Here is a 1,103-nt window from a genome sequence, read left to right as displayed (position 1 = left end):
GCGGGTTCAGAAAACTAATGCAACACTATAAATTATTAACTTAGTGTTGTTATGAGCCAAAATTATACAAGATTAACCCTTCAAGAACGATTTAAAATTGAGAAATATTTAGATCAAAAATTATCCATTTCAGCCATTGCTATTTTATTAAATCGAAACAAAAGTACCATATCAAGAGAAGTAAATAGATTCAAAAAAAGAGCTTATGATGCTTTCATTTCTAATCAAATTGCTTTTGAAATTTCGATGAATAAAAACTATAGAAGAAGCAAAATTTTAAGCAATAAAAAGCTCCTAAAAATTGTTCATGCTAAACTTAAAAAAAGATGGTCACCTGAACAAATTTCCATATTTTTAAAACAGAATTTTCCACATCAAAAACCTATGAATGTAAGCCACGAAACGATCTATTTTTATATCTATTTACACAGTAAAAGTCACTTAAAAAAGAAACTCATTGAATCGCTTAGACAAAAGAAAAAAACAAGAGGTCCGGCTCGTTCGAAAGAATCAAAAGACATCAAAATTAAAGATCGTATTTCTATCGATGAAAGACCGCAAGAAGTCATAGGCAGAGAGATTCCTGGGCATTGGGAAGGTGATTTAATTATTGGTAAAGATCATAAATCGGCTATTGGAACATTGGTCGAAAGATCAACTCGTGCAGTGATTTTAGTCCATCTAAAAGACAAAAATGCGGAGACTGTTCGTAAGGCTTTTGAGAAGGAATTTAAGAAGCTACCAAAGCTCATGAAAAAGTCATTGACTTATGACAATGGAACCGAAATGGCTCAGCATAAGTTATTCACTAAAAATACAAAAGTGCAGGTCTATTTCACTCATCCATATTCGCCATGGGAAAGACCAACAAATGAAAATACAAATGGACTTTTAAGAGATTATTTCCCGAAAGGTACTGACCTTTCTATTTACTCAGAAAAAGAACTCAAAAAGGTGCAACGTGAACTCAATGAAAGACCGAGAAAAGTGCTCGATGGATATTCACCTGCTCAAGTTTTTAACCGAATGATTATTCAACAAATCAAATAATCATTTTTTTTACTATTTTTACTTAAACGTTGCATTAGCAACTTGAAACCGCC

The 1,103-nt window shown here is 32.1% G+C and carries 1 protein-coding gene; it reads left to right on the top strand.

Annotated elements, in window-relative coordinates; translation table 11 throughout:
- Window positions 1-51: 51 nt before the first annotated feature.
- Window positions 52-1,050: an IS30 family transposase gene (locus tag N5E64_RS15605; protein WP_114998439.1), complete on the top strand. Its 999-nt coding sequence runs from the start codon at window positions 52-54 to the stop codon at window positions 1,048-1,050.
- Window positions 1,051-1,103 lie beyond the last annotated feature (53 nt).

It is taken from the genome of Empedobacter sp. GD03739 (genome assembly GCF_029843245.1).
GTDB classification, from domain to species: domain Bacteria; phylum Bacteroidota; class Bacteroidia; order Flavobacteriales; family Weeksellaceae; genus Empedobacter; species Empedobacter falsenii_B.
The sequence above is the reverse complement of the archived record's forward strand: the minus strand, read 5'-3'. Positions and strand labels throughout refer to the sequence as shown.